This is a genomic window from Aeribacillus sp. FSL K6-1305 (assembly GCF_038050115.1).
In the GTDB taxonomy this organism is placed as follows: Bacteria; Bacillota; Bacilli; order Bacillales; family Aeribacillaceae; genus Aeribacillus; species Aeribacillus composti.
Window position 1 is genome coordinate 175,703 of record NZ_JBBOQV010000002.1, and the last position, 25,490, is coordinate 201,192.

A 25,490-nucleotide genomic window follows, 5' to 3' on the forward strand; every position below is an offset into this window, starting at 1 on the left:
GAAACGTGGTAGGGTAATAAAGCTGTTAAGGCCAAGGGGAAAATGGAAGATTTGGAGTATTTTTAAAAAATGCTTTTTCATTGATTAAACTTTATTAAGAAAATTTAATGTTTGTACCAGCACTTTCTTCTTTATGTATCGATAACGCAATATGAACTCCATAAAAATATGTATGGAGAAGCTGTTATCTCCATAAAAATAAGTTTAGTTTCTATAAAAAAGTAATATAGAGCAGATACAAAAACGGTAAAAATTAGACATAAACTTTTTTTAAAAAGTTTGAATACGAAATGGAGTGTAAAACGGAATTAATTATTTTTGAATAATTTTTTTAAATAATATTCGCCAGCTATTCTATATGAGTTTACAACTAGGCAATAATGTATTGAAAATACATATGAGCATTTCTTCAAACAATAATATTTTCGCTGTACCTACAATGAAACTTCAAAACAAGCTCATAGTACTAGTAACTCTCATGTCTTTTTATCAATTTGTCCGATCTGTACAATCAACTGTTGACTTTCAAATTATTAAGATCTATTATTATAGAAAATTAAACCTAGCTAAATAGTATGATTTAAATTTAGAACGACTCAATTAGATGGTGCAGATTTTTGAATGGATAAAAGGTGCAGACGACGAAGCGGTAGGTACAGATTTAGCATTACTCATCTACAAACAGGGTGTGGATCAAATACATCCTCTCGTTCATCATTTGACACTGCAAAAATAGTGATTCAAAAGCTTGCATATGACAGATCCTATCCTTATGCAAATGAAATCATATATACCTTATTGACTGCACAGTCAGTTGGATTAATAAATGATCAGACATTTAGAATGCTCATTCCTCAAACGCCGGCTGAAGCACTTTCAAATTTTTGTACAGCCACTGTCAATTTTATTAAAGCACATCATTAAGTCATAGGGTGCCATTGCATGAAATAATATTAAGAGCTTAACATGTCGGAATTTTTTGAATTTTATATTGATATGTAGTTTTGAAGAATATTTATAAAACTACCAGACTTAAGCTTGAAGGCAAGAGGTGGATAACATGCTGGAAATTAAAAATGTACATAAATCATTTGGGAAAAACAAAGTTTTAAACGGAGTTGATTTAAAAATAGATAAAGGGGATGTTGTCGTCATACTTGGACCGAGCGGATCAGGAAAGACAACATTGCTAAGATGCATAAATTTTCTTGAAAAAGCAGATCAAGGTCAGGCAATTTTTGGGGATATTCAGGTTGATCTTCATAAAGCAACTAGAAAACAAATTCATGCAATAAGACAAAAGACTGCATTTGTATTTCAAAATTACAATTTGTTTAATAATAAAACAGCATTAGAAAATGTAACAGAGGGGCTTATTATTGGCAGGAAGATTCCAAAAGAAAAAGCGAATGAAATTGGAAAAAAAGCATTGGATAAAGTAGGACTGTCCCACAAATACAATGCTTACCCTAGTGAATTATCGGGCGGGCAGCAGCAAAGGGTTGGAATTGCAAGAGCGATTGCTTTAAATCCAGACATCATTTTATTTGATGAACCAACTTCCGCACTGGATCCGGAATTAGTTGGTGAAGTTTTAACAGTTATGAAGCAAATTGCCAAAGAAGGAACAACAATGTTGGTTGTAACTCATGAAATGTCTTTTGCGAAAGATGTTGCCAATCGGGTGATTTTTATGGATGGCGGAGTCATTGTAGAAGAAGGATCACCTAAAGAAATTTTCACACATCCAAAAGAAGAAAGAACAAAACAGTTCTTAAAGCGGGTAATACCCGAGGATTTTACTTACTATATTTAAAAAGTGAACAGCCTCTGTCCTTTCACATCACTGTAAATACAGGCCCAAACACAGAAACCTCCTAAAATTCCTAGCCCTAAACGATTCCATACAATTGTTTAGGGCTTTTGCCGAATATTGATTGATTTCCTCCATATCCTTTACGAGCACCACTATTCAAGCTGTTTCCACTGGGCATCCTACGGAATGAACATATCAGGACGTGGAAGCTCCCGTAAAATAAAGAACCTTTGAAATGAGCCAGCGTTTCCCATTAAAGTATTAAATATCCACAACAGCCAAATATTTTAACGACACGACAAGCAAAAGCAAGTTTCTCAAGAACGTGGTAAAATAATAGCATCAGCATAGCCACTGTTCAGCAGCGCTGTATTCTTTCGAAATGCATGAGTACAAGCACTTTATTGATCCAACAGTAATGCAAATTCTCACCCGTTATACGAAGAAGTTTTTCGCGGAAGATTTCGATCAAGTGGCAATTATACAAAGCTGAATATCTATCCATATGTTTCCGGCAAAAATGTCCTATTCTTTTGGAACCCGGCAAATGTAAGCATCGTCGTCTATGCAATGAACAAGCAGTTCATCGGTTTTACCCAGATTTTATCCCATACGTTCGCCAACGTTTTCTAAAATAGGCAATTTTGAAAACGTTTACTTTTTATAATTTGTCAGATTTCCTGACGATAATATTGAGAATGCTGCATTTTAAAAAAATAATCTATTTAAAGACCGTTTAAATGGGCTGCTGCTTTTAATAAAGACGGAATATTTTCATTATAGATTATTAAAACCATTTTAAGGAGGTGGAATCATTCAATTAATGATTGCAGATGATGTGCTTGAGCCTAATACCATGAAATTGGTAAGATCGCTGCCGAATGTAATGAATTGATGACGACACCTTTGATTTGTGAAACTGCTGAACAATCGGCAAGATTAATTCAAAATAACTATGAACTAACAGAGATTTTTATATATGCTGACCCCGTGTTTTTCTACTTAGCAAAAAGTGCGTTTCCTATTAGTAATTTTTCGTATTACATCCCTTTTGCAGGATAAATGATCGGCAAAGAATCGATCAATCAAAAAGGAAAGCCAGGCCGGATTTAGGAAAAATCAATATCACGAAATTATCAAAACACGTAAATGAAAAAGGAAAAGCAAATATTTAGTTTTCTTCATAACTGTAAATCCTTGGATAATTGGCTGCATTTATAGAAGCAAACAAAATGTAATCTGTAATTCTCGGTGTTTGGCTGACCATGTAGAGATTCTTTTTTCGCCATATGACTCTTTATGTTACCTTAGGCGGTATGAGCTTCTTGGCAAGGATATTTGGTACGAATCTTGTTTAGGCTCTTCTAATAATTGTTCAGAAATTTTTTTAATAATGATCGACAAAACGGGTGATTCTTGTTCATTCAATTGACCCTTCATTATTGGATTTAGGACTGTAAAAATGCAAAAGGGGGCAAGAATTAATGAGGAATTCATTAGGCTATCCACAATTACTTTCGCAGTTGCGTCAAGACGATTCCCTAGACCTTTTGGCAGACCGTATTGGTGAAATGCTTGAATGTCCAATAACGATAGAGGATTCCAATCATCAGATCATTTCCTACAGCAGACATAAAGAAAATGTTGATGAAGCAAGAATGGCCACGATTATGAGTAGAAAAGTGCCAGATAAAATCATTAACAGCCTTTGGAAAAATGGGATTATGGCAAAACTGTTCGAAAGCGATGAACCTGTTATTGTCCCTGCAATCAAAGAAGTTGGACTAGGCAACCGTGTCGCTGTTTCGATTCGAAAACATAATGAGGTTTTAGGTTTTATATGGGCACAAATCAATGATAAAACAATGGACGATGATCAATTGCATTTGCTAAAGGAAGCCGCAAAGCTTGTGAAAAACCAGCTCCTCCTTCAGCGAATAAGAAAACGAAAAGAAGAAGAGAGTCATCAAGAATTTCTATGGAAGCTATTAACAGGTCATCTGAACGATGTGTCTAAGATTAAACACCAGGCTAAACGAGTTGGGGTTAATCTGGATGGAAATCTTGCTGTTGCTATCATTAACTTTGAAAATGATATAACACAAGCTATTGAAAAACATGCCTATTATTTAGCTGAAACATTGCACCAAGTTCAAGTAGTCAGCAAATTATTTGATCAAAATCAACTAATATTGCTTACCCGGCTCAGAACAGAAAAAGAGGCGATGAACGCTCTTTCCGGTTTTATTAAAGATTTTATCAACAAAATAAGTATGCGTTTACAAATCCGAAATATATCTGGTGCTTTCGGCTCCGTTTATCATTCTCCGGAGCATGTTCATTGCAGCTATAAACAAGCATTGAAAGTATTAAGGCTTAAGGAAAAATTCCCCGATGAATTACAGCAAAAGTATAGTTTTCAGGAGATCGGCATCTATCAGTTTTTAGATGAACTTTATCAAATCCGAGTTCGTGACCACTATCAAAGTGAGGCAATCAAAAAATTAAGAGAGTATGACCTCAAGCATCACACCGATTTATTGCTTACGCTTAAAAGTTATTTAGAATGTGACTGCAATGTTTATCAAGCAGCGCAATTATTACATGTTCATCCGAATACGTTAAATTACCGTTTAAAAAGAGTTGTAGAAATAACAGGAGTAAACCTGAAAGACCCTAACCAGAAAATAACATTATTTCTGGATTTAAAACTTGAAAGCATGAATGTCGAGTAATTTGTATATTTACACAAATTACTTTTGCGGTTTTCTGATTTTTTCATAAAGTAAGGTTCAACTAAAAGAGATATGATAGTGGTGCAGATGTTATTTTAAGGAGATGGTGAGGATGATCATCGGGGTACCGAAAGAAATTAAAAATAATGAAAATCGTGTAGCTATCACACCTGCAGGGGTTGTGCAATTAATAAATGCAGGACATAAAGTTGTTATTGAAGCAAACGCTGGAATCGGAAGCGGTTTTACCGATGAAGAGTATAAACAGGCTGGTGCCGAGATTGTTGAAAGAGCTTCAGAGGTTTGGGAAAAAGCAGAAATGATTCTGAAAGTAAAAGAGCCCCTCCCGGCTGAATATGTATATTTCCGAAAAGGGTTAATTTTATTTACCTATCTCCATTTGGCAAATGAACCGGAATTGGCCAAAGCTTTAGTGGAAAATGAAGTAACCGCTATTGCTTATGAAACAATTACCGTCAATAATACACTGCCATTATTGACACCAATGAGCGAAGTTGCCGGCCGCATGGCAGCTCAACTCGGGGCGCAATATTTGGAAAAATCTAAAGGAGGAAAGGGAATACTGCTAAGCGGTGTTCCTGGTGTCAAACGCGGGAAAGTCACGATTATTGGCGGCGGTGTAGTCGGAACGAATGCAGCAAAAATTGCACAAGGCCTTGGTGCAGATGTAACAATTATTGACTTAAATCCTGCTCGCCTGCGTCAATTAGAAGACATTTTTGGTTCAACTGTGCAGACGTTAATGTCAAATCCTTATAATATTGCAGAATCTGTCAAAGACTCCGATTTAGTTATCGGTTCGGTGCTGATTCCCGGTGCAAAAGCACCTAAGCTTGTAACGGAAGAAATGGTAAAATCTATGCAGCCCGGGTCAGTCATAATCGACGTTGCTATTGATCAAGGCGGAAACTTTGAAACGATTAATTATGCAACAACTCATGACAATCCTATTATCGAAAAATATGGAGTGCTGCATTATGCAGTCGCCAACATTCCAGGTGCGGTTCCACGTACAGCAACAATTGCCCTAACAAATGTCACGATTCCATATGCTGTGCAAATTGCTTCCAAAGGTGTAATCAAAGCAATTAAAGAAAGTGAAGCGATTAAAACAGGCGTGAACGTCATGAATGGAAATATAACTTTTAAAGCAGTAGCACATGACCTTGGCTATGACTATGTTCCAGTCGATGACGTTATCTCCGAACGATTGTATTCTTAAAACGCTGATGAAACACCCTTCATGCTTAGCTGTGAAGGGTGTTTTTAGGATTCTTTAAATGGACGAACGTTCATTTGCATTTTTATTCCATCTTTTTTTCGGCACATCATGCCAATTATTGAATAATAATTCTCAACAACACTCAGCAACTGAAAATTAGATGTGTGTCTTAATGCCACCGTGTACGGACTTTGCATACCATAAAATCCAGAAGGGGAGATCGCGTCCAACAACGATCTCCCCTTCTTATGTATCTACTATTCTTCTAATAGCAATGATTTAAGTTCTTCTAATCCTTTTTGACGCTCAATTGGATCCAGAAACCCCACGCATGAATAGATTCTTAAGCAATAAAAAAACACCCATTCACAATTGACCATCAGCTAAAATGAATGGGCATTTAAAAATTTTTAGAGCATATGTTCAGGAAAAACCTACTTTGGGACTGGAGGCTGCTTTATTTTATCGAGTAGAGGACTCTACATAGCCTTTCTGACCCAGCACATAGAAGACATCTTGACGGCTCTCCAAAATGTAGGAGGGAGCAGGCTTGCCTCGGTTCGCCCGGTGAGAAGCAAGGTGAGCCTCGCTCTTCTCCCAGGCTTTCCAAGCCTCTTCTGATTCCCAGCGAATCATAATTAGGATCTCTTCATTCCCTTTTCTCTTCCTTTTCTTAAGCACGCTTAAATCGATAAAACCCGACTGCTGTTCGATTATTCCCTGTGAAGTGAAGCGGTCAACAATTCGATCGGCATGTCCTTCTGTCACTAAAATAGTATTTATTTGAACAAACACTCACATTGCTCCTTTCATAGTGATTATACATTATTATATTTGATAACAATTATCATTTTCAATAATACCCGCAAGAAATATTCATCTTTTTTCAAAACTCTTCTCTATCAATTCATTTAAAAAGATGATGGCCAATAGCAAAGCGCCTGATCCACAGCACAACATATGACGATATAGCTCCGCTGTCCCCACCAGATGAAAAATTGAATTGCCGGCACACTATCACTATTTAATTGTTTCTCTACCTGTCCGGCTTTCGTATCAGATACTCCATTAGCCAAGATAATATTCATTCATTATTTTAAAAAACTATTTTAATATAAGTTCGCAACAAAAAAACACACGTTTATGAAGTCAAACGAAATCAACTCCTAACATGTTTTTTACGTGGCAATATTGTTGTCAATCTTGATAAATAAGTTTAAATCTTATCCAAGACAGGTGTCTCTTTACGAACACAAGTTTTACAATGCTTTTAAGGCTGCGGCAGAGCAAGCTCTTTATTGTCAAAAATGGCTTCTCCATAATTCCATTCAAATTCCGCATGTGTGTAACACCGTAAGGATAAACTCTTTTGGTTATCATAATAAAACTCCCCATGAAGATAAACAGATTTTTATTTTTTAATCTGTCTACCTAATGGGGAGGCATATCAAAAATCAAAACGTCATTAAAACAAAAAACACATAAACATCAATATATAAACGTTACGAAAACATTAAAGGGGAGGTCTATAAGTCGAAAAAACGACTTATTAGACATCCCTCTTTTTTTCGTCGTGACAAAAAATTTTTAAAAACGGATTATTTTCAATTATATTCTATTATTCTGCAATTTTTTTATATTATCTCTGCTTTAAAATCATTGACTTATCAGTCTCTTTTCTTTATTATAGAAACAATTATCCACTGATGAAAAGTGGCTGTTTTAAACTTTATTCATTCCACACCTTTGTTTCTCATCCAAGAAATTAGCTATAAACCGGTTCTTTTTCGTTTACACCAGAGATCGGTTCTTGTCCGTTTAGACCAAGCGTCTCTGCTGTTGAAGTATGAAGTTCATGGAAAAGATCCGGGTTTTCCACTAGTGACACACCATAAGAAGGAATCATTTCTTTAATTTTCGGTTCCCATTTATTCAAATGTTGAGGAAAGCATTTTTTAATTACTTCAAGCATTACGTGTACAGCAGTAGAAGCTCCAGGAGAAGCACCGAGCAATGCAGCGATCGAGCCATCTGCAGCCGTAACAACTTCTGTACCAAATTGAATCGTTCCTTTACCGCCAGCTTCAGTATCTTTGATAATTTGCACACGTTGGCCTGCGACGACTATATCCCAGTCCTCTGATTTAGCCGTCGGGATAAATTCACGCAACTCATTCATGCGCTTTTCTTTCGTTAACAGAAGCTGCTCGATCAAGTATTTTTCCAAAGAAAAGTTTTTAAAGGCTGATGCCAACAAAGTTACGAAATTGTGCGGTTTTACGGAAGCAAACAAATCCAAATTTGAACCAGTTTTTAAGAACTTAGGCGAGAAGCCTGCAAACGGTCCAAAGAGCAATGTTTTTTTGTTGTCGATATACCGTGTATCAAGGTGCGGAACTGACATAGGAGGTGCACCAATTTTAGCCTTACTGTAAACTTTTGCATGATGCTGCTCTACAACTTCTGGATTATTACATACCATAAATAATCCGCTTACAGGAAAACCACCAATATGTTTACCTTCTGGAATACCAGATTTTTGAAGCAAGTGCAGACTTCCCCCGCCGGCTCCAATAAATACGAATTTAGCCTTATGGATTTCAACTGAACCGCTATTGAGATCCTTCACTTTCAATTCCCACAAACCGTCGCTTGTGCGTTTAATATCCTTAACACTATGCTTGTAGTATATTTCGACATCTTTCTCTTTTAAGTAGTCAAATAACATGCGTGTTAAAGCTCCAAAGTTAACATCCGTACCTGAGTCGATTTTGGTTGCTGCGATCGGTTCATTCGATGTACGTCCTTCCATTATAAGCGGAATCCATTCTTTCAGTTTTTCCGGGTCATCAGAAAATTCCATTCCTTGGAATAATGGATTGTTTGATAGCGCTTCAAAACGTTTCTTTAAATATCTCACATTATTTTCCCCTTGGACTAAACTCATGTGGGGCAGCGGTCTGATGAATTCCTGCGGATTTTGTATTAGATTGTTTTTTACAAGGTAAGACCAAAACTGTCTGGAAACTTGGAACTGTTCATTAATTTTTATAGCTTTGCTAATATCAATAGATCCATCCGGTTTCTCGGGTGTGTAGTTAAGCTCACATAGTGCAGCATGCCCCGTTCCTGCATTATTCCATTCATTAGAGCTTTCTTCTCCTGGTTTGTCGAGTTTTTCAAACACTTTAATTTCCCATTCCGGCGCTAATTCTTTCAACAGTGTCCCTAAAGTCGCACTCATAATTCCGGCACCAATTAAAATAACGTCTGTGTTAGTTTGTCTGCTACTCATTTTTCCCCATCCTTATCCCCCAATATTTGTAGAAAGGATGCAGGCGACCTGCCTAATTCAAAGCTCTACATGGCTTTCGCCACACGCCTTTTCTACAACAATTATATCTTAATTATAGTATATCATTATTTAAGTATAGTTCATTATTAGTATTTCTAATTAAAGTCCATCACGATTATTTATAGATTTACAGATTCTATATCAACTTTATACAACCAGACCGCTAAAATTAATTTTTTCTTGAAAATGAATCATTTTACTCCACCAACATATCCTATTATTTACCAATCGCCAGATATCACCTGAACGAATGAGATGTGCTGTTTAAATAAGAGTTTCTACCGATACTCAAGTTTGACACCATTTCACTACATGTGGATAACTAAAGGTGATTATACCAATAGTTATCCACTTTTTTTATCGAAAATATAATCATTATGTAGTGTTATGTGGATAACTTTTGTATATCCAATAATATGTAATATATGTTATACTATTAGTGCTATGTATATTCGAATTAATAAGCAAAAAAATAAAAATGGTTCTGTTCGTCAATATCTACAAATATGTCGTACATTTCGTGTAGACAATAAAGTTCGGCAACAAACGCTTTGTAATCTAGGGAGGTTAGAACATTTATTAGAGAATGGCTCTGTCGATAACATAATCGAGGGATTAGCCAAATTTTCAGAGCGTTACTTTGACCGAATTCACGGGCAAGGCTCTTCCTCTTCTGTCTCCGTGCTTTGGACAAAAGAGTTTGGGCCGGTTTATCTGTTCCGAAAGGTATGGGAAAAGTTAGGGCTTGGTCGGCTATTACGTAAAATCATGGATGATTCCGAGGCTGCTTCTCGGTATGACGAAGCCATTTTTGCTATGGTGTTAAACCGTCTCATGGATCCCAATAGTAAGCATTATATCTTCAAACAATGGATCGACACGATTTATGCAGAAGGTCTTTCAGACATTCAACTCCATCACTACTATCGTGCATTAGACTTCTTAAGTGAACAAAAAGAAAAAATTGAGGAACAACTTTATGGACATTTAACCGATTTAACCTCATTAGAAGTAGATATCGTGTTTTACGACACGACAAGCACCTATTTCGAAGGAGAGGAAGCAGACGAACTGCTGGCTCACTATGGTTACTCCAAAGATCATCGTGGAGATCGAAAACAAGTCGTGATTGGCTTATTAATGACCAAAACAGGGATTCCGATTGGGCATCAAGTCTTCCCTGGAAACATGCATGATACGAAGACATTTGGCATGGTGGTTGGAGATCTGAAGAAGCGCTATCCTATTCAGAAAGTCATTCTAGTGGGAGACCGCGGAATGGTTAGTGAAGCCAACTTAGATCAAATTCGTGAACTGGGCATGGAATATATTGTGGGTGTCAAATTACGAAAGTCGAAGAAAGCCCAAGAGCTATTATCCATCCGTGGGCCATATAAGAAGGTTCTCCCGAATCTAAAAGTGAAGTCAAAGAAAATCGATGGCGAAACGTATGTACTCTGTTACAATCCGGACGCTGAAGAACGTGATCGAGCGAGTCGTCAAGTCGTGTTAGAAAACCTTCAATCGAAGCTTGATGAACTCGGTCCATCTGGACTCGTCAAAAACCGTGCGTATTCCAAGTTTTTAACGATAGAAAAAGCATCGGCCAAAATTGATGAAGAGAAGGTATCCAATGACGAAAAGTTTGACGGAAAGTACGCCATTCGGACCAACTCGTCATTAACGGATGAAGAGGCAGCACTTGCCTATAAAGAGTTGTGGAGAGTGGAACAAGCCTTTCGTAACCTGAAGTCGAATCTAGAACTTCGCCCGATGTACCATCGAGTGGAATCTCGTATTCGAGGCCATATCATGGTTTGTTTCCTTGCGCTTGTCATGGAATCCTTTTTGGCCTATAAGCTAAAAGAAATAGGATGCCAAACAAGTGTAAAGGATATTTTGCATGATGTAAGCCAGATGAAGGCCTCGAAAATACGCGTGAATGGTGAAGAGCAAATCGTTCGTACAGAATTACAAGGTCAAGCAAATCTAGCATTTGAAGCACTTGTCACACAAGCGCCTCCTAGAGTATTAGAAAAAAACACGTGCCACTAACAAGTGTAGTGGTACGTGTTGTGGGTAAAGTCCAAAACACCAGTATTTTCGGGCTTTTCTTTAGTGTACTCTGTCAAACTTGAGCGATAAAGAAGATCAAAAAAGAATCCATAAGCAGTCAAATAGAGCTCTTTATGGGATATATCTTGGTTAAAGGGGGATATCGAAAATTTTTACGTTGATGCAAACGCGAACAGTTGCACAAAATAAAACAGATAAATCACCTCTTCAAACAACAGATGATGAACATGTCACTCAATTATAAAATCAGTCACTTATTCTGCCTCCCAAAATAGATAATTTGAACAAACAGTTCCAATTGTTTTTTTAGGATTTATTCCTTTGTTTGCTTATCTTGCCAGCAGTGATGATGTTCTGTCATTTTTTGGCGTGGTTTTTCACTCTATGCAAAAAAACACAAATTTTTACATATAGGATGTATGTTTGAATTTGATCATTTAATATTAAGTCACTTTACAGAGGATCGACCACATAAAAAATGAGCCACGTGATTTCCCATTTTCAAAACCTCTCTTATGCTTGTAAGTATCAGAACATTCAAACATAAAGAGAGGAAGAAAAGGATGATGAGTATGGCTCAATTTCATACCAAGGATAAGTAGTTTCCTACGATTCTAAAGCTCTAGTAATTTTTTGAATCAATATTTTTCAATTCCTTGAAAAACCGCTTGAAGCATCTTTTCAATCTCGATGACCGGATCTAGTTCCTTTTCGAAAATAAACCAATCATATAAAGTTCCCCGCATGCACCTGGAAATGATCATGGCCAGCTCTTGTATTGAAAAATCTTCGGTGAACTCCCCTTTTTCCTGTCCCTCTTGTAAGTAATTTTCAAGAATGTGATATAATCTTCGATTCGTATCCGCAAGAAACTTGGCGCTTTGAGGATTCATATAAATCGTTTGCATTAACTCTTTCCCTAAATCGTTTTTCAAATACTTCATTTGTGTGATGGAAAGACGTATAATTTTTTCCTTAGCAGATAAATCATTCGGCAATGTTTTGCAAAATTCATCATAAAAGTTATCAATTTCCTTAAACTTTTCCAAAAAAATTTCTGACTTCGAAGCAAAATGCCCGTAAAAGGCTCCCTTCGACGTTTTGCTTTTCTCGACGATTTCATCCACAGTGACTTGGTTATATCCTTTTTGACTAAACAGCTCCAAAGCTGTTTCCAAAATTCTTTTTTTGGTTTTAAGCGCTTTTTTTTGCTTTGCATTTAATGTCATAAAAAAATCCCCTTTTTTCCTAACTCAACTTGTCTTTTATTATATCTAATGGTCTTGGAAAACCTATTATACAAAATATTCTAAATTAACAAAATATTATTGACAAATCAAATATATTGAAATAAACTATGGTCTATAAAGACTATAGTCTATTTTCGTTGTAAGCGTTTACTATAGGGGGTGAAATCGATGGATATTATTGGAGAAAGAACGATTATCGATTTGCTTCATGAAAAATGCAGGTTACACGGAGATAAACCATTTCTTGTCTTTGAAGATAATAACAAAAAAACCACCATGTATACTTATCAGACGTTTTTGCAAAAAGTGAATAAATTCAGCCGAGTACTTTTGGATTTAGGGATTCAAAAAGGCGACCGGGTTACTCTCCATCTTCCAAATGGTTCTGACTTCATTGTCTGCTGGTTTTCATTGGCTAGAGTCGGTGCGGTTATGGTACCAACAAACATCCTCTCGACTGCAAATGAAATGGAATATACAATAGCCCACTCGGAATCGGTTCTCCTAATTACAGAAGAGGGGTATTTGGAAAAATTTCAATCAATTCATAACAAACTGCCAAATCTTAAAAAAATATTGTTAAGCCGCTGCAAAAATGATCAATACAAAGAAATAAGCGTGGATCATTTAATTGAAAAAGCAGAGGGAGACATTCCTCCTATATCCCTTAAAAGCGATGATATTGTCTCCATCATGTATACTTCGGGAACAACTTCTAAGCCGAAGGGATGCATGATTACTCATGCCAATTATCTTTATACTGGCGAGGCTGTTTCGAAGACCCTGAACTTTACCCCAGAAGACAGGGCTTTGATCGTACTTCCTCTTTTTCATGGCAATGGCCAATACTATCTGTTTATGCCTGCCTTAACCGTTGGAGCAAGTGTTGCCATTACGGAACGGTTCAGTGCTTCCCAATATTTTAAGCAGGCAAAGAGGTTGCATGCAACGGTCGGTTCATTGTTTGCAGCACCCATCCGCATGATTTTAGCACAGCGTTTTGACGAGGCAGACAAAGAAAATCCTCTCCGCTTAATCATCTTTGCCCAATCGGTCACGCCTGAACAACTGCAGGAATTTGAACAAAAATACAATGTACCGCTGTTGCAGCTATACGGAATGACAGAAACTGTAGCACCGCCATTAATGAATCCATTATATGGACAAAAGGACAATACCGGAATCGGAAAACCCATCCTCAGCGCCGAAGTCAAACTTGTGGATGAAACCGGAAAAGAAGTACCAGTCAACAAACCCGGTCAGATCATTGTAAAAGGCATTCCGGGGCGCACTATTATGAAAGGGTATTTCAAAAATGAAAAGGCAACCAACGAAACTATTCAAGACGGCTGGCTGTATACAGGGGACAACGCCATTATGACAGAAAACGGTTATTTTTACTTCGTTGATCGAAAAAAGGATATGATCAAACGTGCTGGAGAAAACGTAGCGGCAATGGAAGTAGAAAATGTAATCATGGAACATCCGGACGTGTATGAAGCCGCTGTCATCGGCGTGCCTGATGAGATGCGGGATGAGGCCATTAAAGCGTTTGTAATTTTAAAAGAAGGAAGACAAACGACGGAACAGGAGCTGATTGAACATTGCCGGAACCGTCTTTCAAAATTTAAAATACCGAATACCATCGAGTTTGTGAAGGACTTTCCTAGAACGTCTGTCGGAAAAATTCAAAAACATTTGTTGAGGAAATCCGAAAATGTACTTTAAAATCATTCAATTTACTTTTATGAACCTGCTTTTCCAATATTTTAAACCTCGGAATGTCGTTAATGAAATTCCGCCGTTCCAGTGCAAGCGATAATGAAATAACCGTGAATTCCCTCAAAAAGAGAATTTGAATTTGATTATTAGATATGTGAGATGAGGGGTGTATTTTTATGAACAAAATCCGTATCTTGTTTGCCAGCTTATCAGGGTCTGTCATTGAATGGTATGATTTTTACCTATATGGTACTGCTACGGGACTTGTGTTTTCATTTCTATTCTTTCCAAGTCATGATCCGGCTGTAGGATTGTTGCTTTCTTTTGCAACCTTTGGCATCGGCTATGCAGCCAGACCTATCGGCAGCATTATCTTCGGTCATTTTGGTGATAAGATGGGAAGAAAGGCCGCTTTAATATTTACACTTATTGGAATGGGCGGAAGTTCATTTTTGATTGGTCTTCTTCCTACTTATGAGCAAATTGGTATTTGGGCGCCGATTATACTCGTCCTTTTAAGGCTCATCCAAGGTATTTCCCTTGGGGGTGAATGGGGTGGAGCTGTTCTGTTGGCCACCGAATATGCCCCGAAAGGCCTTCGCGGACTGTATGGTTCCATTCCCCAGTTAGGTGTACCTATCGGTTTAGTTCTCGGTTCATTAAGCTTAACGGTTATTAGTTATTTTACTTCTGATACACAATTTTTGGCATGGGGATGGCGGATTCCGTTTTTATTTAGTGTCGTTCTGATTGGACTCGCGCTCTGGATCCGAAGCGGAATTGAAGAGACTCCTGCCTTCAAACAACAAAAGGAAGCTGGAGCAATTGCGAAAATACCATTTTTGGAAACGTTCAAAACGAATTGGAAAAGTGTTTTGCATGCTATCGGTTTAAAAATTGGGGACGGATTTTTCAATGTATTCTTAATGTCATTTATTCTTTCTTATTCTACGGTGTACTTGGGGTATTCCAACCAAGTGGCACTAACAGCCCTTACCATTGGCTGCGCGACTATGATTATCACCATTCCGGTTGTAGGATACTTGTCTGATTATATTGGCCGAAAACTCATTTATATTGTCGGATTAATTTTATTGTTTATCTTATCTATCCCTTATTTTTCATTGGTTGACGAGGGCGCTTCCTGGTTATACATCATGCAAGGCGTGATGCTGGGAATCATCTGGGCATCGATTTTCGCAACACAGGGCACCTTATTCTCCGAATTATTTCCGGCAAAGGTTCGCTACACAGGTTTATCCTTCGGGTATCAAGTGGCAGCCGCCATTGTTGGTTTCGGTCCAATGATTTGGACAACAATGGCCGAATCCTTCGGTCCTTCCCCATGGGTCTTTGGCGGATTTATGATGGGAGGCATTATATTATCCCTTATTTTAAGTCTGTTAGTTCCGGATACGAGAAAACGTTCGTTATACGATCATCATATTGAAACAGCTGAAAATAATTTCAGCATAAAAATGTAAGGGAAAATAAGATTTCTATCCTTCCACAGGGTACCATAAAATTATTGAATGAGGTTACCCTGTTTTCATTTTTAAATAAAACTCCTTTGGTATATCTATGTGTGGGGCCTAATTATGGTGTGAATGCCTCTTACGCAGTTGCTAGAAACGAAAAACTCAAGGGTGGAGCCACTCCCTGAAGGAAAGGGGATGCCTTGACATTATTTGAATCTCTCATGCTCGCTATTTCCTCTGGGGGTGGATGGACCAATACTGTCTTTTTTAAAAAAGTAATCCGCTCTTGAGTTGGCGGCTCAGAGTGGATACAGTTAGTGCCGCTGAATCGGCTGGTCCCCCTGACAGAGAATCGTTTAAAGACGGTTATCAATGTTCGTCGTACGGATAACTTTTTCATTCACCAACAATTTATACGTTTATTATATCTTTTGTACAAAAAATGAAAGAATGCAGCCAAGGAATTTCCGTCCCAAGGTACTTTCCATCATTAGGAAACGGTTTATTTATTCATTGAAATACAATGTTACTCGAAATGGAATGTATAGATATCACTTCTCTTGTTCCGTAAGCATCTCCAGCAATTTTTTCAAAGCAAAGGAGCGGTACCGACCCTTTTTCGTGATAATACCAAGATGCCAAAGAACCTTTTCTTTCAAGGGAATAATAACAATATCCGGATTATTTTGTTTTCCGCCTATCACTTTCGGCAGCAATGTGATCCCCATTTTTGATGAAACAAGCTCCAAAATTAAATCCCATTGGGAACTTTCATAGGCGATATTCGGGGTAAAACCAGAATTTTTGCAGGTGTTAATGATAAATTCATGCAACGTAAAGTTTTTTGCAAATAATATAAAGCTTTCCTTCTCCAATTCTTTGACGGACACCCTTTGTTTGCAGGCCAGAGAATGATCCTTGTGGATAAAAAGGACAAATTCATCCGTAAAAAAAGAAGAAATGTGAAAAATGGATTCATCCACCGGCAGAACCACAATGCCGACATCAATTTCCCCCTCTTCTACCAGCTGCTCTACTACCCTTGCGCCAACCTCCACCAACTCCAATTTGACATTCGGGTATTGTTGATGGAAGTTTCCGGCAATGGAAGGGAAAAACAACGTTCCAATAAGGGGAGGAATGCCGATTTTAATTTCTCCAATGGCGACGTTTGCCAGTTCATCCAGCAGCATTTTCGTTTCTTCCAAAATACTCATTAACTTTTTTCCCTGTTCATAAACAACTTTTCCTGCATCCGTCAATTGAATATGCCTCGTGGACCGTTCCAATAGTTCCATATGAAATTCCTCTTCCAGCTTTTTCACGGCTTTACTTAATGACGGCTGGGATAAATAGGAGTGCTCCGCAGCTTTTGTAAAACTCTGATGATTGGCCACCTCAATAAAGGATTGAATGTCCCGAAGTTCCATCGAATCCCCCTTTTTATTCCCAAATGTAATAAATAAGATTCATTTTATTTATTTTACTTTACCGTTTGTCCCTGTGTAAACTTTTATGTAAGCGGATGCAAAAAGGGATTTTGAAAGCGATTCCATCATGCGCTCATTTACTTGTTCTTATTTTTTAACGGAACCGGTGGAAAAATCAAACAGAATTTATTATTTGCTAAAGGGAGGAGAAACCATTGAAGACACTTACATCCTTTTTCAACCGGGTGGTGCAGCGTTATTTGCCTGATGCCTTGCTGTTCGCCATTATTTTAACGTTTTTAGTATATTTATTAGGTGTTTTCTTTACAGACAACAGTCCAGTGGACATGGTCACCCATTGGGGTTTAGGTTTTTGGGATTTACTGGAATTTACCATGCAGATGACCCTTGTGGTTGTAACCGGCTATATATTAGCAAACACTCCCGTCATTAAAAGGCTTTTGGCGAAAGTAAGCACCTTTGCACGCACCCCTGTCCATGCCGTCATGCTTGTAACCATTGTTTCATTAATCGCCTGCCTGATTAATTACGGTTTCGGGCTGGTGATCGGCGCTTTGTTTGCCATACATGTTGCCAAGCATGTTCCATCCGTCGACTACCGTATTTTAATTGCCAGTGCATACAGCGGATTCCTCATTTGGCACGGGGGATTTTCCGGTTCGATCCCACTTACCATTGCAACCCCGGGCCACTTTTTGGAGGAATCCATGGGCGTGATCCCAGTGACGAAAACCCTTTTTAGCCCGACAAATTTGTTTATTGTTATTGCCCTTTTGATCACCTTGCCGCTGTTTAACCGTTATTTGTTAAAAAATGCAGAGAGCCAGCTCGAAGATCGAACGAAATGGGTGATTCCAAATGAAGAAGCAGCAGCAGTAGAGCATGTGACACCTATGACACCAGCAGAAAAATTGGAAAACAGTCGGACAATATCCCTGATCATCGGCATTATGGGAATTGCATTTATTGTTTATCATTTTGTTGTAAACGGATTTAACCTAAACATTAATATCGTCAATTTTATTTTCCTTTTCCTTGGAATTTTGCTTCATCAAACACCGAAAAGGTTTCTGGATACGGTAGCGAACGGCGTTAAAAACGCCGGTGGGATTATCATCCAGTTTCCCTTTTATGCTGGAATTATGGGAATGATGATTCATTCAGGATTGTCTGAGCAAATCGCATTATGGTTCGTCAGTGTTTCGACCGAACAAACCTTGCCTTACCTCTCCTTTCTTAGCGCTGGCTTAATCAATATCTTTGTTCCATCCGGGGGCGGGCAATGGGCGGTTCAAGGACCGATTATGATTCAGGCAGCAATGGAATTGGGAGCAGATCCGGCCAAAACAGCAATGGGGGTAGCCTGGGGAGATGCTTGGACAAATATGATCCAGCCGTTTTGGGCGCTTCCCATTTTAGCGATCGCAGGCCTCCACATCCGAGATATTATGGGATTTTGCGTCATGATTCTAATTTTCAGTTTTATCCCGATCTCCATTGGATTTCTGCTGTTTTAAAGCTTCAGTTGTCCCATAACAAAAATTTTCCCAATATTCTATGTTTTACAAACAAATCCCAAGAATGCTGTTATGACGCCAGCATTCTTGGGATGGGTTTTTTTAAGTTTATCAAAAACTATCATTTGCTTTTAATCCTTTTTTTGTTCCTTCTCCGTTTGACGGGATTGACGGTATCCCGGGTGTTTTGAAAATGGTTCCCTTTTTTTTGTTCCAATTAGGAACATGATCGTTCCAGCATTCTTGTCTAATGATGGGACTGGATGCATATTTTCTTGTAAAAAATACTCCCACTTTGCTGTTTCTCCTAAAAAAATGTTGCCGTGCTTGCTGTGCTGTGCAGAAGGTTACTATCTCTCCCGTTAGATACTGAGGATGAATCGAATCCCGGCCGATGAGCTTTTTCAAATAATTTTTGACATAATCCAATTAAAGCAGACCGTTTTGTGTCCTGAATTTGTGCATTACAAAACCAAATCTTTCACAGCCAACTCGATCATTTTCATTTTTTCCTCATTCATCATTTTCTTCTCCTTCTAAACTATTGGATAATTCCAATTTCAATTTCCTATTGAAAACGTTAATAATAGATAAAAAGATCGGTTCTATCACTCAAAAACCGTAAACCAGAAAAAATCACCATCTCTTTTTTCATAGAGGAGAAGAAAAATAAGAGAGGATCGCAACAGGGAAAGCCTATTGCATTTTATAGAAACCTATTCGCAAAAGACATATCAGTTAAACGATGTGCCTTTTTTTCAATAATCTGCCTCCCAAAATACAAAATAGATAATTTTAACAAACAGTTCTAATTGTTTTTTGGATTTGTTCCTTTGTTTGGTTTTCTCGCCAGAAGTGGTGTGATGTCTGTCATTTCTGGACGTGGTTTTTCACTCTATGTCGAAACAAACTACTAACTTCTATATATAGGGTCTATGTTTCGGTAAATCCGTTTTTTGTCACAAAAAGGGAGAAAATACAACAAAGAAACTCCTGACTCATAGGAGCAGGAATTGTTTTTGTCATTGTTTGACAGAGTATTTTTCTAAAAAAGATTGTACAGCCAGTAGAGAATTCTCGAAGCATATTTTACGCAATCAATGCAGGAGTGGATCGAAGCTTGTAGAGATAGGCTGCGAGGTAATGAAGCAGGAAATTCTCATAGAAACATGGAGAAGCACGCCACTTTAGTGAGGGTGTGAGGTTCCACCGCGGTAGAAAACTGCTAATCCATTTCCAAAAGCTACTTTCAGATAAAAATCGAAAAAATATAAATCGAGTAGGAGGGAGCGATTAACTCCCGTCCTCTCACACCACCGTACGTACGGTTCCGTATACGGCGGTTCAATTAAGATAATTGACGCAAGTCTTTATAACTTCCGTGAATAGCTGTTCTCTTTATGCCAGTGGTCACTCCACCCTCCAAGAGATCTCCCACGGGATTCACCGCTTCCTCCCTCAAGTGAGGTACTACGTTTTCTGTGTTCATCATGACTCACTGAATGCCAAGGGCTATTCTCTCTTAATTGTTCGGTCCTTCTTAGTTGTTCTAGACCAACTAATACTATGACCTCTGCTGACTTCTGACGGTTCAGCTATCTATCACTAGATAGGTTACCAAGGTTACTTGGCGTGCCAGCCAGACCTCCCCGGGTAAGAGTGTAATCTTTCCTTCCATCCATCTGCTTCATTTACTCTGTATCACCTTCGGCAGAAAGGGCTTTGTTTTGTCTTGCAAACTCACCCAGTGATACCTAGCCTCATATGAAGTTCGTGTTCCGAGAGACCCAAAGTTTGCCGCTCGCTTCCTTCAGATTCCGCGTCACCACGGACACCCTTGCGTTAAGCTAACTGCTACTTCTGCCTTCGCAGCTCGGGACTTTCACCCTATAGATTACACCCATGCCGGGCGCACAAGCAGGTGGAGAGAAACGCATTGTTTTTCTCCACTTGCTTCATTTTAGGGACTTATCGGACACCCCCGCCCGAAAATTGAATAGAAACTGGTGAGATTAAACAGATACGCTGAATGTACTTCCCGATGAGATGGCAGCACCATCGATAGTATTGCCTTTCCCATAATATGCCTCGCGCCATGCTTCAACGTATATTGCGCTAAACTCACTAGTTCGTGCCATTTCTGCTTTTGTCATCACCATTGTCCAACCATTATTTTGTGAATAATGGGCAATGACATTATTACCTGCATCTTTGAACTCCACAAAGGATATTCGGCCTTTGCCGGCAAAACTTTGGGATGCTTTTGCGATAATACCTTTTCTATCTGGAGACACAACGGAAATATAGCTTTTCATAAGATTTCTGTAGCCCGCAGATTCACCGCCACAGATACCTTTGGCAGCATCTTTTTTTGCCTGTTCAATAATAGCCTCTCTGAATTCTTCTTCACTCATGGCAGGGGCTGTTTTCGTGCAGAAATCGAACCTGGTAAAGTCAGGGGACGGAAAGCCATTCATCCGCAGCTTATTGTCAATTTTTGTTCCAAGCAATATATTGATTAAGTTGACATCTAATGGTTTTATACGACTTATTTTCCATTCACTCCTTTTCATAGGATTTCGCCTGATACTTTGCTGGAAAATACCTGGCGATAACCACTACTTACCTATCCGGGTTTAAGATGTTGTTTAGTAGTTGTAGTACACCGTCAGCTTTATATTTTTATATGTTTTATAACCGGGAGACAAACTGCTGACGTTGGTTCCCGTATAGTAAAGTTGATATGTGCCATTCGCAAGTGTGCCAATCAATTCTGCAGAAATTTCTGTTTTGTTACCAGATCCCCATGGTGCCGATGTCCATCCGGAAATGTTACTAGTTGTTATATACAATCTGTTTGACAGGATTGCGCCAGAATACGACATCGTGTTACAATCAGCAACGACCTTTGTAATGACCGCATCTGCCGGTAATCCGGAGACATTAATTGTAGCAATAGACGAGGAACCACTCTCACCCGGGTCAAGATACAGACTCATTGAACCGATTGTTCCAGAGGATGAGGTGAATGTTTTCGATGACGAAGCGGCGAATGCGGTTGTTGTCATGAAAAATACTACGACCATCACAAGCAATAAACTGATTAACCTCTTTGCTTTCATATAAGCACCCCCTTTCAAATGTTATTTTTGAGGATTCACCAGCCCATAGAATAATTGACCCTCATTATATATATCGTCCAGATATTACCATTATTTTACACAAAATTTCATATTTGCCACTTACACGTACCACGGCATCGTAATGGCAAATTTAGTACCGATCTCTTTGAATGCTATCAGCGTAGCGAACAAGCATTATTGCTTGCTATGTTGGAAATAGTGGTAAACGGTGTTTCAACTCGGAAAGTACAAAAAATTACAGAACAATTATGTGACAAGAAATTCTCGAAATCCACCGTTTCAGCCCTTTGCAAAAAACTAGACCCTATAGTCCATGAATTTAAAATGAAGCCCCTACAAACTCATTACCCTTTTTTAATTGAGATGCCTTGTATCTTAAAGTGCGGGAGAATAATCGAGTCCAGTCCAGGGGTCCTCTAATCGATGGGGATGGCTTTTCGCATTTCCTTCTCCACTCTGGACATGGCCTCGGTAAAGCTTACGCCGATCCCTCGCCCATGTTTTGGCCGATACCAGCAAATACCTTCGAGGACGAATTGATACTAAGCAGGCTTTTGGCGCCGTCCACGATGCCGGAGAAGAAGCCGGATACCTTTTCGTCGAGCCACGAAGCGAGAGACTTGATGCCTTCCCACAGACCGGTTACGATGTTCTTACCGATTTCAAATACAGCGCCCACGGCCTTTCCCAAACTACTGACAATGGCCGCGATAATCTGCGACAGCGAGGCTACGAGCTGCGGAATCGCTTTAATTAATCCTGCCGCGAGCTGAACTGTAAGCTCGATGCCCATTGCGATAATCTCAGGCAGGTTATTGGTAATAAAGTCCACTATGTCGGTAATGATCTGGGGCAGGGCTTCTACAGCTTGGGAAGCGCGTTAGAGCAAAACCTCGAGGTGTTCTTGTTCTTTAAAGACTAACGTCACAATTTCTTCATCGGATCATCGACCAGTCGAAATGAAAGCAGAAATCAATAGGTTCTAAATTATTATCACAAATTTACATGGCTCCTCTGTAGTCATGATTCTTTAGCCAAGCGCCAGCTTCAAAGTTTTGGCAAAACCAAAAAAGGTTATCATGGCTCCCCCTCCATATAAAGCTCCATTGCATATCACTGCATAAGGATTTTGCAATTCTCTGCACTTTTATTTTGTAAGAAACATTCATCTTATAAAAGTATTCAAAACGCGTACTATTTTATCTAACATAATGTGCTTTTTTACGCATATTGCGTATAATAATATATAGAAGTATATAAAATGAATACCAAAAGACTTGGAGGTGTGATGATGAGCGAGACCAAAAAAATCATTGGAGAAAATATAAGGAAATATTTAGATGCGAAAGGTGTAAAACATAGCTGGGTTATAGATCGATTAGGAATAAGTAAAGGTGCTTTTTATAGATTTCTTAAAGGTGAAGGAAATGTTGATCAATTTGAGGAGAAAATGTTAAAGCTGTTTAGAATTAAAGATCCGTTTTATTTTCATCGTAAAGAAATGGATTTGCCTAAAGGTGTCAATGAAAAAATTGAAGAACAAAATTTTATGGATTTTGCTGCACTTTCTTTAAATGGAGAAGTGAATGAAGCATTTAAAGAAGGTATGAAAGTTTTTAGAGAATTTGTAGAATTGATTGATGTTCTCAAACCTTTGTCTCATTCACCAGTTATGTTTGGGGGAGAACATCGTGATCAATAAAGAGAATATAGAACAAGTAGTCAATTTTAACCGAGATTATTTGCCTGAAGTGAAATCAAAAATTGAGATGTTAAAGTCTTCCGGTGATCCTCTTATTGCCCCTAAGCCTTTAGAATTCATTAAAACTTATTTATATGAAAATGCACGCGTATTAGAATTTCCCATTAAAAATTATGATTATGGCGGTTTAGTTTTTTATTACAATCAGGATTTTTATATACAAATCAATACAGCACAGCCTAAAATTTATGAGAACTTTATGTGGGCGCATGAGTTCTACCACTTTTATTTTGATAAAGATAGAGTTAAGAAAAAAGAAGAAAATTTTGTTATGGTAGATAGTATTTTTGATGAAAAGGAGAGACTGCCAAATCTTTTTGCAGGTGAAATTCTTATTAATGATCATATTTTAAATCGGAAATATGCATTTTTGAAAAAGGATAACAGTCTTAGTTTAGCCGATATTGCAGTTCATTTAATTCCTGTTTTTGAAGTTCCTTATAAGGCAATCGTAATAAAACTGGTTCAAAATCAATTCATTACCATAGATGAAGCGAAAGATATTATTGATTATGATTATAAAAATAACCTGCCTGATGAAATAGACTGTACCTTATTTGCAGCCAGCAATAAAATTAAAATTGACGATTATAAAAACTTGATATCAAAAGCGGAGAATAACCTAAATGAAGAAGATTACCAATCCATTATCAATAAATATAAAAAATTATATCAATTAGTGCTAGATTGGCGAAAAGAGTCAGCGGGTGAAAGTGAAAATGAAGGCTATCGAAAATCCTAAGATCCGTCCCATAAAACCTTTTATCCAATTTCATTTGGATAGCCTAAAAAAGTCTCTATACGCTAATCAAGCACTTTACATTATGGATAATATGATGCTGTCAAAGCTAAGGAAGGATGCTGTGTGTAATCCTTTCATAATACAAAAGGGATTTCAATTTTCTAAACTTATTCTTATTCCAGACATCATCCTTGAGGGAGCCTCCAAAAACTTACCAGATGAAAAGGCATTTGAACAATACTATTATGAATTATTTCGAATTCTTTCTACAGAGCATGAAATATATGTAGTAGATTTAGAAATCATATTTGAATTATTAAGGGATATGATTGGCACAAAAGAAGCTGCATTCAATATATTGAAAAACATATCTTTAGAAGCTGTCAGAACGAATCAAACAATACGTGATTCCATTAAAGAAATCGATTCTCATTCTGAAGCTGCTCTAGAAACATTAATTGGTTGTATTATTGCCAATGGAAAAAATGCCGGCGAACGTTTTATCACTATTTTTTCCCTCGCATTATTGAGCTTGTATTTCGGTCCTGTTTATATCGTCAGTGAAGATGAAAAGGGAATTTATGGACCTTTTAGGACATTTTTAAACAATGAGAGGTTAATGGAATTAATTAATATCGATCATACTTTTGACCTTATTCAACTTTATCAATTCATGTCCTATGAATCCTTAATTCTTTCTCTTTTTCATCAAGCTGATTTAAGTAAAGAAGAATTGTTCGATTTGATTGAAAAAAGCAATCGTGATCAATCAAGAAATATTCTATATAGTTTGAACGGAACCTCTTTTCACACACCCATTTCCAACCAAAAATTGGTTGAATGGATTAGCCAACAAATAATCAAAATACAATTTTAAAAGTTCCTGTCCTTCCATGAGGCAATCCCTGAATTTTCTTCATTGACTAAATCGAAATAAAAGCAGATGGAGCTCCGAAAATCTTTACGGATTTCCAGCTCCCTCAGCTTAATTTTCCCTCAAAACCATCTTCGCCACACACTCCACATGGCTTGGGTGGTAATCGCAGACATATTGATGTAGCAGTGTTTGCCTGAAACCACTAGTTATAGAGGCACTACCTCTATCTCGCAATTTATTATTAATTCTTGAATGATACTCCTTGATTCTTCGGTCATATTCTTCTGTCAACTTGTTTATAAAATTCCTTCAATATTTTAGTG

General features: G+C 38.0%; 18 protein-coding genes and 1 pseudogene. 12 read left to right on the forward strand and 7 right to left on the reverse strand.

Annotation, left to right across the window (positions count from 1 at the left end; translation table 11 throughout):
- The first annotated feature begins 604 nt into the window (after window positions 1-604).
- From NST97_RS10680 to ald, 4 genes are all read left to right on the forward strand, one after another.
- Complete coding sequence (locus NST97_RS10680; RefSeq protein WP_339193393.1) at window positions 605-736, forward strand: hypothetical protein; 132 nt, start codon at window positions 605-607, stop codon at window positions 734-736.
- Window positions 737-1,060: 324 nt separating this feature from the next.
- Window positions 1,061-1,816, forward strand: coding sequence for an amino acid ABC transporter ATP-binding protein (locus tag NST97_RS10685; protein ID WP_063387708.1), 756 nt, complete (start codon window positions 1,061-1,063; stop codon window positions 1,814-1,816).
- A 1,484-nt stretch (window positions 1,817-3,300) separates the two neighbouring features.
- Complete coding sequence (locus NST97_RS10690; protein WP_327873952.1) at window positions 3,301-4,551, forward strand: PucR family transcriptional regulator; 1,251 nt, start codon at window positions 3,301-3,303, stop codon at window positions 4,549-4,551.
- 112 nt (window positions 4,552-4,663) lie between these two features.
- A complete protein-coding gene (ald, locus tag NST97_RS10695; protein WP_144598287.1) occupies window positions 4,664-5,794 on the forward strand; it encodes an alanine dehydrogenase in 1,131 nt (376 codons plus the stop codon).
- A 462-nt stretch (window positions 5,795-6,256) separates the two neighbouring features.
- Here ald and NST97_RS10700 read toward each other — a convergent pair whose 3' ends face one another.
- Window positions 6,257-6,589 (reverse strand): antibiotic biosynthesis monooxygenase family protein, encoded by a 333-nt coding sequence (locus tag NST97_RS10700; RefSeq protein WP_340882166.1) that lies wholly within the window; start codon window positions 6,587-6,589, stop codon window positions 6,257-6,259.
- A 970-nt stretch (window positions 6,590-7,559) separates the two neighbouring features.
- Window positions 7,560-9,089 carry a malate:quinone oxidoreductase gene (locus tag NST97_RS10705; protein WP_339197633.1) on the reverse strand — a complete coding sequence of 510 codons (1,530 nt, stop codon included), beginning with the start codon at window positions 9,087-9,089 and terminating at the stop codon, window positions 7,560-7,562.
- A 504-nt stretch (window positions 9,090-9,593) separates the two neighbouring features.
- On the opposite strand from NST97_RS10705, the gene NST97_RS10710 reads away from it, so the two are divergent.
- The gene (locus NST97_RS10710; protein WP_157727865.1) at window positions 9,594-11,204 is read left to right on the forward strand and encodes an IS1634 family transposase; all 1,611 of its coding nucleotides are present in this window, start codon (window positions 9,594-9,596) and stop codon (window positions 11,202-11,204) included.
- Window positions 11,205-11,863: 659 nt separating this feature from the next.
- Here the strand turns inward: NST97_RS10710 and NST97_RS10715 are convergent.
- On the reverse strand, window positions 11,864-12,454 hold the full coding sequence (locus tag NST97_RS10715; RefSeq protein WP_063388770.1) for a TetR/AcrR family transcriptional regulator: 591 nt from the start codon (window positions 12,452-12,454) through the stop codon (window positions 11,864-11,866).
- 189 nt (window positions 12,455-12,643) lie between these two features.
- Between NST97_RS10715 and NST97_RS10720 the strand changes: the two genes are divergently transcribed.
- Entirely contained in the window at window positions 12,644-14,203 is a 1,560-nt protein-coding gene (locus tag NST97_RS10720; protein WP_341343208.1) for an AMP-binding protein, read from the forward strand.
- A gap of 170 nt (window positions 14,204-14,373) precedes the next feature.
- Window positions 14,374-15,681, forward strand: a complete 1,308-nt coding sequence (locus tag NST97_RS10725; RefSeq protein ID WP_144598291.1) for an MFS transporter — start codon at window positions 14,374-14,376, stop codon at window positions 15,679-15,681.
- 545 nt (window positions 15,682-16,226) lie between these two features.
- Here NST97_RS10725 and NST97_RS10730 read toward each other — a convergent pair.
- Window positions 16,227-17,105 (reverse strand): LysR family transcriptional regulator, encoded by an 879-nt coding sequence (locus tag NST97_RS10730; protein WP_063388774.1) that lies wholly within the window; start codon window positions 17,103-17,105, stop codon window positions 16,227-16,229.
- Between the two features lie 215 nt (window positions 17,106-17,320).
- Here NST97_RS10730 and NST97_RS10735 point away from each other — a divergent pair, with 215 nt between their 5' ends.
- The gene (locus NST97_RS10735; protein WP_341343209.1) at window positions 17,321-18,643 is read left to right on the forward strand and encodes a short-chain fatty acid transporter; all 1,323 of its coding nucleotides are present in this window, start codon (window positions 17,321-17,323) and stop codon (window positions 18,641-18,643) included.
- Window positions 18,644-20,655: 2,012 nt separating this feature from the next.
- Here NST97_RS10735 and NST97_RS10740 read toward each other — a convergent pair.
- Window positions 20,656-21,216 (reverse strand): hypothetical protein, encoded by a 561-nt coding sequence (locus tag NST97_RS10740; protein WP_311066568.1) that lies wholly within the window; start codon window positions 21,214-21,216, stop codon window positions 20,656-20,658.
- A gap of 75 nt (window positions 21,217-21,291) precedes the next feature.
- Complete coding sequence (locus NST97_RS10745; protein ID WP_133309162.1) at window positions 21,292-21,765, reverse strand: hypothetical protein; 474 nt, start codon at window positions 21,763-21,765, stop codon at window positions 21,292-21,294.
- A 120-nt stretch (window positions 21,766-21,885) separates the two neighbouring features.
- Here NST97_RS10745 and NST97_RS10750 point away from each other — a divergent pair.
- Window positions 21,886-22,208, forward strand: a pseudogene (locus tag NST97_RS10750) (transposase); the annotation flags it as partial.
- A 56-nt stretch (window positions 22,209-22,264) separates the two neighbouring features.
- On the opposite strand, the gene NST97_RS10755 reads toward NST97_RS10750, so the two are convergent.
- On the reverse strand, window positions 22,265-22,579 hold the full coding sequence (locus NST97_RS10755) for a hypothetical protein (RefSeq protein WP_339195866.1): 315 nt from the start codon (window positions 22,577-22,579) through the stop codon (window positions 22,265-22,267).
- Window positions 22,580-23,047: 468 nt separating this feature from the next.
- On the opposite strand from NST97_RS10755, the gene NST97_RS10760 reads away from it, so the two are divergent.
- From NST97_RS10760 to NST97_RS10770, 3 genes are all read left to right on the forward strand, one after another.
- Entirely contained in the window at window positions 23,048-23,488 is a 441-nt protein-coding gene (locus NST97_RS10760) for a hypothetical protein (RefSeq protein ID WP_339193423.1), read from the forward strand.
- Window positions 23,478-24,290, forward strand: a complete 813-nt coding sequence (locus NST97_RS10765; RefSeq protein WP_339197666.1) for an ImmA/IrrE family metallo-endopeptidase — start codon at window positions 23,478-23,480, stop codon at window positions 24,288-24,290. Before NST97_RS10760 ends, NST97_RS10765 begins: the two co-directional genes overlap by 11 nt.
- Window positions 24,291-24,411: 121 nt before the next feature.
- Window positions 24,412-25,167 carry a hypothetical protein gene (locus NST97_RS10770; RefSeq protein ID WP_339193425.1) on the forward strand — a complete coding sequence of 252 codons (756 nt, stop codon included), beginning with the start codon at window positions 24,412-24,414 and terminating at the stop codon, window positions 25,165-25,167.
- Window positions 25,168-25,490: the final 323 nt, after the last annotated feature.

Bases quoted from the DNA above. Each gene is read 5' to 3' on its own strand.
- NST97_RS10680 (WP_339193393.1), top strand. From the start codon at position 605: ATGGTGCAGATTTTTGAATGGATAAAAGGTGCAGACGACGAAGCGGTA.
- NST97_RS10685 (WP_063387708.1), top strand. From the start codon at position 1,061: ATGCTGGAAATTAAAAATGTACATAAATCATTTGGGAAAAACAAAGTT.
- NST97_RS10690 (WP_327873952.1), top strand. From the start codon at position 3,301: ATGAGGAATTCATTAGGCTATCCACAATTACTTTCGCAGTTGCGTCAA.
- ald (WP_144598287.1), top strand. From the start codon at position 4,664: ATGATCATCGGGGTACCGAAAGAAATTAAAAATAATGAAAATCGTGTA.
- NST97_RS10705 (WP_339197633.1), bottom strand. From the start codon at position 9,089: ATGAGTAGCAGACAAACTAACACAGACGTTATTTTAATTGGTGCCGGA.
- NST97_RS10710 (WP_157727865.1), top strand. From the start codon at position 9,594: ATGTATATTCGAATTAATAAGCAAAAAAATAAAAATGGTTCTGTTCGT.
- NST97_RS10715 (WP_063388770.1), bottom strand. From the start codon at position 12,454: ATGACATTAAATGCAAAGCAAAAAAAAGCGCTTAAAACCAAAAAAAGA.
- NST97_RS10720 (WP_341343208.1), top strand. From the start codon at position 12,644: ATGGATATTATTGGAGAAAGAACGATTATCGATTTGCTTCATGAAAAA.
- NST97_RS10725 (WP_144598291.1), top strand. From the start codon at position 14,374: ATGAACAAAATCCGTATCTTGTTTGCCAGCTTATCAGGGTCTGTCATT.
- NST97_RS10730 (WP_063388774.1), bottom strand. From the start codon at position 17,105: ATGGAACTTCGGGACATTCAATCCTTTATTGAGGTGGCCAATCATCAG.
- NST97_RS10740 (WP_311066568.1), bottom strand. From the start codon at position 21,216: ATGAAAAGGAGTGAATGGAAAATAAGTCGTATAAAACCATTAGATGTC.
- NST97_RS10745 (WP_133309162.1), bottom strand. From the start codon at position 21,765: ATGAAAGCAAAGAGGTTAATCAGTTTATTGCTTGTGATGGTCGTAGTA.
- NST97_RS10755 (WP_339195866.1), bottom strand. From the start codon at position 22,579: ATGGGCATCGAGCTTACAGTTCAGCTCGCGGCAGGATTAATTAAAGCG.
- NST97_RS10760 (WP_339193423.1), top strand. From the start codon at position 23,048: ATGAATACCAAAAGACTTGGAGGTGTGATGATGAGCGAGACCAAAAAA.